Raw genomic sequence first — 6,564 nt, 5'->3', positions numbered from 1 at the left:
AAAAAGTATAAATATTTTATTTTATATAGTATTTACACTTTTATAATTTCAGTATATGTTATTATTTTATCAATTTTATATGGATTGATTTATTCCGAAGGTTATAAAGAGGTAGATACGGCGCCACTGACTAAAACTTTACCATTTATAGTTTTAGGAGTTTATTTTGTAGTGTTGATTGTAGTTTCATTAAGTTTAATAATGCATAATTATAATTCAATTGTTAAAAATGAAAGTTTGAATAGTAAAATTTTAAATGCTCAATTAGAGCTAAAAGAGCAAGAGTTAAAGTTTTTAAAAATGCAGATTCATCCGCATTTTTTGTTTAATTCTTTAAATACTATTTATGGTTTTGCTTTGAAAAAAGCGGATGAAGCACCTGAAATGATTTTGAAATTGTCTAATTTATTAGACTATATTTTATATCAAGTAGAAAAGCCAAGTGTATTACTACAGGATGAAATTAATCATTTGTTAGATTATGTTTCTCTTGAAAAAATGCGTTTTCATGATACTCTGGAAGTGAAAATTGATAAAAACATTGAAAATGAAAATGCACAAATTACTCCTATGTTATTAATTCCTTTTGTTGAAAATGCGTTTAAACATGGAGCAATTGTTAAAGGAAAATTAAAAGTGAACATTTTACTTGTAACTAAAGGAAATGAATTGTTTTTTGAAATTAAGAACACATCAATAGAAGACCATAATTCTGAAAAAGGAATTGGACTTGAAAATATTAAAAAAAGATTAGAAATGCTCTATCCAAGTGTGCACAAAATAGATATTGAACAGCATCAAAATAGCTTTAAAGTACAGTTAGTAATTAGTAATTTTAAAACATTGAACAATGAACAAAATATGTAACTGTATTATTGTTGATGACGAGCCAATGGCTCGTGAAATTTTAGAAAATCATTTGCAAAAAGTTGACGCTGTAACTATTATTGCTTCATGTAAAAATGCCATTGAAGCTTTTAATGTGTTAAACTCAAACAGTATAGATTTAATTTTTTTAGATATTAATATGCCTGAGATCTCAGGTTTGTCTTTTGCTAAAACTATCAATAGAAATATTAAAGTAATATTTACAACTGCTTATAGAGAATATGCTATTGACGGATTTAATTTGCAAGCGGTTGATTACTTGCTAAAACCAATTTCATTTGAACGATTGTTGCAATCAGTAAATAAATATTTGGGAGAAAACAGTACATTAATTTTAGAACCAACTCTAGAAATTAGTCAAGAGGCAAACGATTTTATTTTTGTTCGATCAGACAGAAAAATGATAAAAATTAATTTCTATGAAATAAATTATATAGAAAGTTTTAGTGATTATTTAAAAATTCATTTAAATGATAAAATAATTATTACTAGAGAAACAATTACTAATATTGAAGCAAAACTTCCTAAAAGAGATTTTATTAGGATTCATCGTTCTTTTATAGTTTCTATTTCTAAAATTGAATCGTTTACAAATGAATTTATTGAAATGAACAAAAAAGCAATTCCTATAAGTAGAAGTTATAAAAAAGATGTGCTTGCGAGATTAGAAAATGTTTAAGTAAATGATTTATATTTGACAAAAATTATAGTTTTGATTGAGAGTGATTTTATTTTAAATGATTTTGAGACTTCAAAAGTTTCTAACGGAAGTGTAACTTGGAAAACACCCAGTAACATAGCTTTAGTAAAATATTGGGGAAAACAAGATCCTCAAATTCCTGAAAATGCGTCAATCAGTTTTACGTTAGACGCTTGTTTTACGTTAACAACGTTAGAGTATAAAAAGTTGGATAAAAATAGTAAATCCTTCAATTTTGACATTTATTTTGAAGGTGAAAAGAAAGAAGATTTCAAACCGAAAATTCAACAATTTTTTGAAAGAATAGAACAATATGTTCCGTTTTTGAAGGATTTTGATTTTGTGATAAAATCACGTAATTCTTTTCCGCATAGTAGTGGGATTGCATCTTCAGCAAGTGGTATGAGCGCTTTAGCATTATGTGTAATGAGTTTGGAAAGAGAGTTGAATCCAAGTATTTCGGAAGAATATTTCAATAAAAAAGCATCGTTTTTAGCGAGGTTAGGTTCGGGAAGCGCTTGTAGAAGTATTGAAGGCAAATTAATTGTTTGGGGAAATCATTCTGATATTGAAGGGAGTTCTAATTTGTTTGGAGTAAAATTTCCGTATAAAATTCACAAAAATTTTAAAAATTATCATGATACTATTTTGTTGGTTGATGAAGGGGAAAAACAAGTTTCAAGTACTGTTGGACATCAATTAATGTACAACCATCCATTTGCGAAACAGCGTTTTCAGCAAGCAAATCACAATATTTCAAAAATTTCAGAAGTATTTCAAAATGGAGATTTAAACGAATTTATTACCATTGTAGAAAGCGAAGCTTTAAGCTTGCATGCTATGATGATGACTAGCAATCCTTATTTTATTTTAATGAAACCTAATACCTTAAAAATAATAAATAAGATTTGGGAATTTAGAGGTGAAACAAATTCGAATATTTGCTTTACTTTAGACGCTGGTGCTAATGTTCATGTTTTGTTTCCAGAAGCTGAGAAAGAGAGTGTTAATAATTTTATAATAAATGAGTTAATTCAATATTGTCAAGAAAATCATTATATTTGCGACAGAATTGGAAATGGGGCAAAACGATTATCCAATAATTAAACATATGAGAGGACCTCTTTTTTACGCGAAAATCTTACTTTTTGGAGAGTATGGAATCATTAAAGATTCCAAAGGTTTGGCAATACCTTATAACTCTTATCAAGGTGCATTAAAAAAATCGAAAAATTTATCTGAAACTTCACAGAAATCAAATTTAAACTTGCAAAGGTTTTATAATTACTTGGTTAATCTTGAAAAACAAGAATTGGTAAGTTTTAGGTTAAATGAGTTTAAATCAGATATTGAAGAAGGAATGTATTTTGATTCTAGTATTCCACAAGGGTATGGCGTTGGAAGTTCAGGCGCTTTGGTTGCTTCAATTTATGATAAATATGCCGATGATAAAATAACAGTTTTAGAAAATTTAACGAGAGATAAACTTTTAAAGTTAAAGAATATATTTTCTTTGATGGAATCTTTTTTTCACGGAAAAAGTTCTGGGTTAGACCCGTTAAATTCATATTTAAGTATCCCAATTTTAATAAATTCAAAAGACAATTTAGAGGCAACAGGTATTCCATCTCAAAAGGAAGGAAAAGGAGCTGTATTTTTATTAGATTCAGAAATGATTGGTGAAACGGAGCCAATGGTTACTATTTTTATGAATAAAATGAAAAATGAAGGCTTTAGAAAAATGTTAAATGAAGATTTCGCAAAACATACGGATGCTTGTATTGATGATTTTTTAAGCGGAAATGCAAAATCATTATTCGGAAATGTAAAACAATTATCAAAAGTTGTTTTAGATAATTTTAAACCAATGATTCCAAAACCATTTCATAAAATTTGGCAAAAAGGAATTGACACGAACGACTATTATTTAAAATTATGCGGCTCGGGTGGTGGAGGTTACATTTTAGGGTTTACTGAAGATTTTGACAAAACAAAAACAATATTAAAAGATTTTAAATTAGAATTGGTTTATAGGTTTTAATATTATATAGGCTACTTTTAAAAGGATAGTTTAAAGGCATAATTATTTTTTCTTACCAATGGATTTACTTGAAATTTCTAAAAATAACAGTAATAAGAAGACTCCTTTTTATATAAAAGTACTGAGTTTGTTTTCTGTGGTAAGAGGTTACAATATTTTATTAATTGTAATTGCTCAATACTTAGCATCTATATTTATTTTTTCTCCTGAAAAATCGTTGAGGTATGTATTGTTGGATATAAATTTATACTTTATTGTACTTTCAACAATTTGTGTAATTGCTTCAGGGTACATAATTAATAATTTTTACGATTCAGAAACTGATAAAATTAACAGACCTATAAAATCTAAAATTGATGCTATTGTTAGTCAAAAAAACAAACTTCGTTTTTACTTTTTATTAAATTTTATTGGCGTTGTTATTGCTTTTTTAGTATCATGGCGAGCTGCGCTGTTTTTTTCGGTTTACATTTTTCTAATCTGGTTTTATTCCCATAAACTAAAGAAATATCCTTTGATGGGATTATTCTCAGCAGCGAGTCTAGCTATTTTGCCTTTTTTTGCTGTTTTTGTGTATTATAAAAATTTTTCTGAAATAATTTTTACACACGCAGCTTTTTTATTCTTTATATTATTAATTAGAGAATTGATTAAAGATTTAGAAAGGATTAAGGGAGATTTTGTTCAAAATTATCAAACAATAGCTGTTAAGTATGGAGAACATTTTACTAAAATATTAATTTCATTTTTGGTACTTTTAACATTAAATCCAATCTATTTTCTATTAAGATACCCTGAAATTGGGGGAATGAAATATTTTTTCTATATAAGTATTGTTGTTCTTTTTCTTTTTGTGCTTGCTCTATGGTTAAGCAAAAGGAAACGTAATTATATGTTTTTGCATTTAATCTTAAAATTGCTAATTTTTGCAGGTGTATTTAGTATGGTCTTTATAGATTACACTGTGATTATTAATCGCTTAGTGTTGTAATTATAGAATAAAAGAACGTGAGACTTATTTCGCGTTCTTTAGTTATTTTTTAATTTAGTTTTTTTTAGAAACATCAATATCTTCAATTTTCACATCGCCTCTTCTTCTTTGAACATTTGAATTTTTAGCTTCTGCATCTTTCATTTTATTATTAGCCCACCATTTACTTGAATTCTGATTATTTTCATTTTGGAATCTTGCATAATGTTTTTCTGCTCCACCAATTTTTATGGTTCGTTTTGTATAAGTATCGTTTGATTCTCCCTTAATATCATCAATTTTCATGTAATATACTTTTGATGAAGATTCAGTTTTAATAATTTGTTGCTTTTTTGTTTGTGCAAAAGTGATTGTTGAAATCATTAACAATGCAATAAATATTTTAGTTTTCATAGTAGTATATTTTAATAGTTTATATCTATATCAAACTGGTTCATAATTTGTTACCCATTTATTTATGAAAAAGTTATTTTTTTTATAAATAGATTAGAAGTACTTTTGCAAAAAAATATAAAATAATGAATTCAAATAAAAACTCGTCGAGAGGACGACAACAAGGAAAAAAGACAACTTCAAACACTTCAAAGCCAAAATTTGATAGTAAAAAGAAATTTACTAAAAGCTTTAAAGATAAGCCTGTTTATAAAAAAGATAGACCAATTTCAAAAGAAACAGCAACTCCAAAACTAGAAAAAAAGACTATAGAGAACGAAGGTATTCGTTTAAATAAGTACATTTCAAATTCTGGTATTTGTTCACGCAGAGAAGCTGATGTTTATATTAAAGCGGGTAGTGCATCAGTAAATGGTAAGTTGGTTAACGAAATGGGTTACCAAGTAATGCCAAATGATGTTGTTAAGTTTGATGGTTCGTTAATTAGCCCTGAAAAAAAACGATATGTTTTATTAAATAAACCGAAAAACTTTATTACCACAATGGATGATGATAGAGGGCGTAAAACAGTAATGGAATTAGTTGCAAATGCTTCAAAAGAACGAATTTATCCAGTAGGGAGATTAGATAGAAATACTACAGGTTTATTGCTTTTTACAAATGATGGAGAAATAGCTAAAAAATTAACGCATCCAAAACATAATATCCAGAAATTATATCATGCATCTTTAGATAAGAAGCTATCAATGAGTGATATGCAAAAAATTTCAGATGGATTTATTTTAGATGAAAAAAGAGTATTAGTAGATGAGATTTCATATATAATGAATCAACCAAAGAGCGAAATAGGAGTTAAAATTCACTCAGGAAGAAACAGAATTGTACGTAGAATTTTTGAACACTTTAATTATAGTGTGGTAAAATTAGATCGTGTAATTTTTGCAGGTTTAACTAAGAAAGATTTACCACGTGGTCATTACCGTCATTTAACTGAACTAGAAGTTAGTAACTTAATGATGCTTTAATTTTACTTTCCAAATATATTATAGAAAACCAAGAGCGATCTTGGTTTTTTTTATGCTTTTTAATTAATATTTATTGAATTTAAAATGTATTACCATTTTTCTTTTCGGATTGAAATATTTTTCTATATTTGAACTTATAGAAAAAGTTAATTAGATAATAATTTTATTTTTTAAGCTAAATTTAACTGATTTGTTATGAAGAGAATCATTGTAGATTATAAAAAATTGACAACCGAAATCCTTAATTTATTAGTGGAGAAATTCCCTGATGGATATGGAATAAGGGATATTATTAAATTTACTAACCAAAATGGTAAATATGTTGAAGCAGTTGAAGTTTCAACAAACGACACAATTTATTTGGTTAAAATTAGTGATGAATTGGTTGATAGTATGGAAAGCCATGATGAAGATGATGAGTCAGATACAGAAATTAGTGATGATTTAGATTTGGATTTGGAAGGTGCAGATCTTGATGATGAAGATGAATAAATAAATCTTAGATAAACTTAATATATATAATAGA

At 27.0% G+C, this 6,564-nt stretch carries 8 protein-coding genes; 7 read left to right on the top strand and 1 reads right to left on the bottom strand.

The annotated features are described in order from the left end of the window. The 5 genes from Q0352_RS03425 to Q0352_RS03405 all read left to right on the top strand — a co-directional run. Positions 1-867: sensor histidine kinase (locus tag Q0352_RS03425; RefSeq protein WP_299523653.1), on the top strand; the 867-nt coding region annotated here is incomplete at its 5' end. Then, the gene (locus tag Q0352_RS03420; protein WP_299523650.1) at positions 851-1,567 is read left to right on the top strand and encodes a LytTR family DNA-binding domain-containing protein; all 717 of its coding nucleotides are present in this window, start codon (positions 851-853) and stop codon (positions 1,565-1,567) included. The genes Q0352_RS03425 and Q0352_RS03420, both read left to right, overlap by 17 nt. 33 nt (positions 1,568-1,600) lie before the next feature. Continuing rightward, positions 1,601-2,695 carry a diphosphomevalonate decarboxylase gene (locus Q0352_RS03415; protein ID WP_299523656.1) on the top strand — a complete coding sequence of 365 codons (1,095 nt, stop codon included), beginning with the start codon at positions 1,601-1,603 and terminating at the stop codon, positions 2,693-2,695. Between the two features lie 4 nt (positions 2,696-2,699). After that, positions 2,700-3,629, top strand: a complete 930-nt coding sequence (locus Q0352_RS03410) for a mevalonate kinase (RefSeq protein WP_299523647.1) — start codon at positions 2,700-2,702, stop codon at positions 3,627-3,629. Between the two features lie 58 nt (positions 3,630-3,687). Further along, positions 3,688-4,620 carry a geranylgeranylglycerol-phosphate geranylgeranyltransferase gene (locus Q0352_RS03405; protein WP_299523644.1) on the top strand — a complete coding sequence of 311 codons (933 nt, stop codon included), beginning with the start codon at positions 3,688-3,690 and terminating at the stop codon, positions 4,618-4,620. A 54-nt stretch (positions 4,621-4,674) separates the two neighbouring features. On the opposite strand, the gene Q0352_RS03400 is transcribed toward Q0352_RS03405, so the two are convergent. Next, positions 4,675-5,013: a hypothetical protein gene (locus tag Q0352_RS03400; protein WP_299523641.1), complete on the bottom strand. Its 339-nt coding sequence runs from the start codon at positions 5,011-5,013 to the stop codon at positions 4,675-4,677. A 125-nt stretch (positions 5,014-5,138) separates the two neighbouring features. On the opposite strand from Q0352_RS03400, the gene Q0352_RS03395 reads away from it, so the two are divergent. Both Q0352_RS03395 and Q0352_RS03390 read left to right on the top strand, forming a co-directional pair. Next, a complete protein-coding gene (locus tag Q0352_RS03395) occupies positions 5,139-6,038 on the top strand; it encodes a pseudouridine synthase (protein WP_299523638.1) in 900 nt (299 codons plus the stop codon). Between the two features lie 195 nt (positions 6,039-6,233). Then, a complete protein-coding gene (locus Q0352_RS03390; protein ID WP_299523635.1) occupies positions 6,234-6,530 on the top strand; it encodes a hypothetical protein in 297 nt (98 codons plus the stop codon). The last annotated feature ends 34 nt before the right edge of the window (positions 6,531-6,564 follow it).

This window comes from uncultured Lutibacter sp., assembly GCF_937891065.1.
Lineage (GTDB): Bacteria > Bacteroidota > Bacteroidia > Flavobacteriales > Flavobacteriaceae > Lutibacter.
Note: the sequence above shows the minus strand (reverse complement) of the source record. Positions and strands in the feature narration are given on the sequence as shown.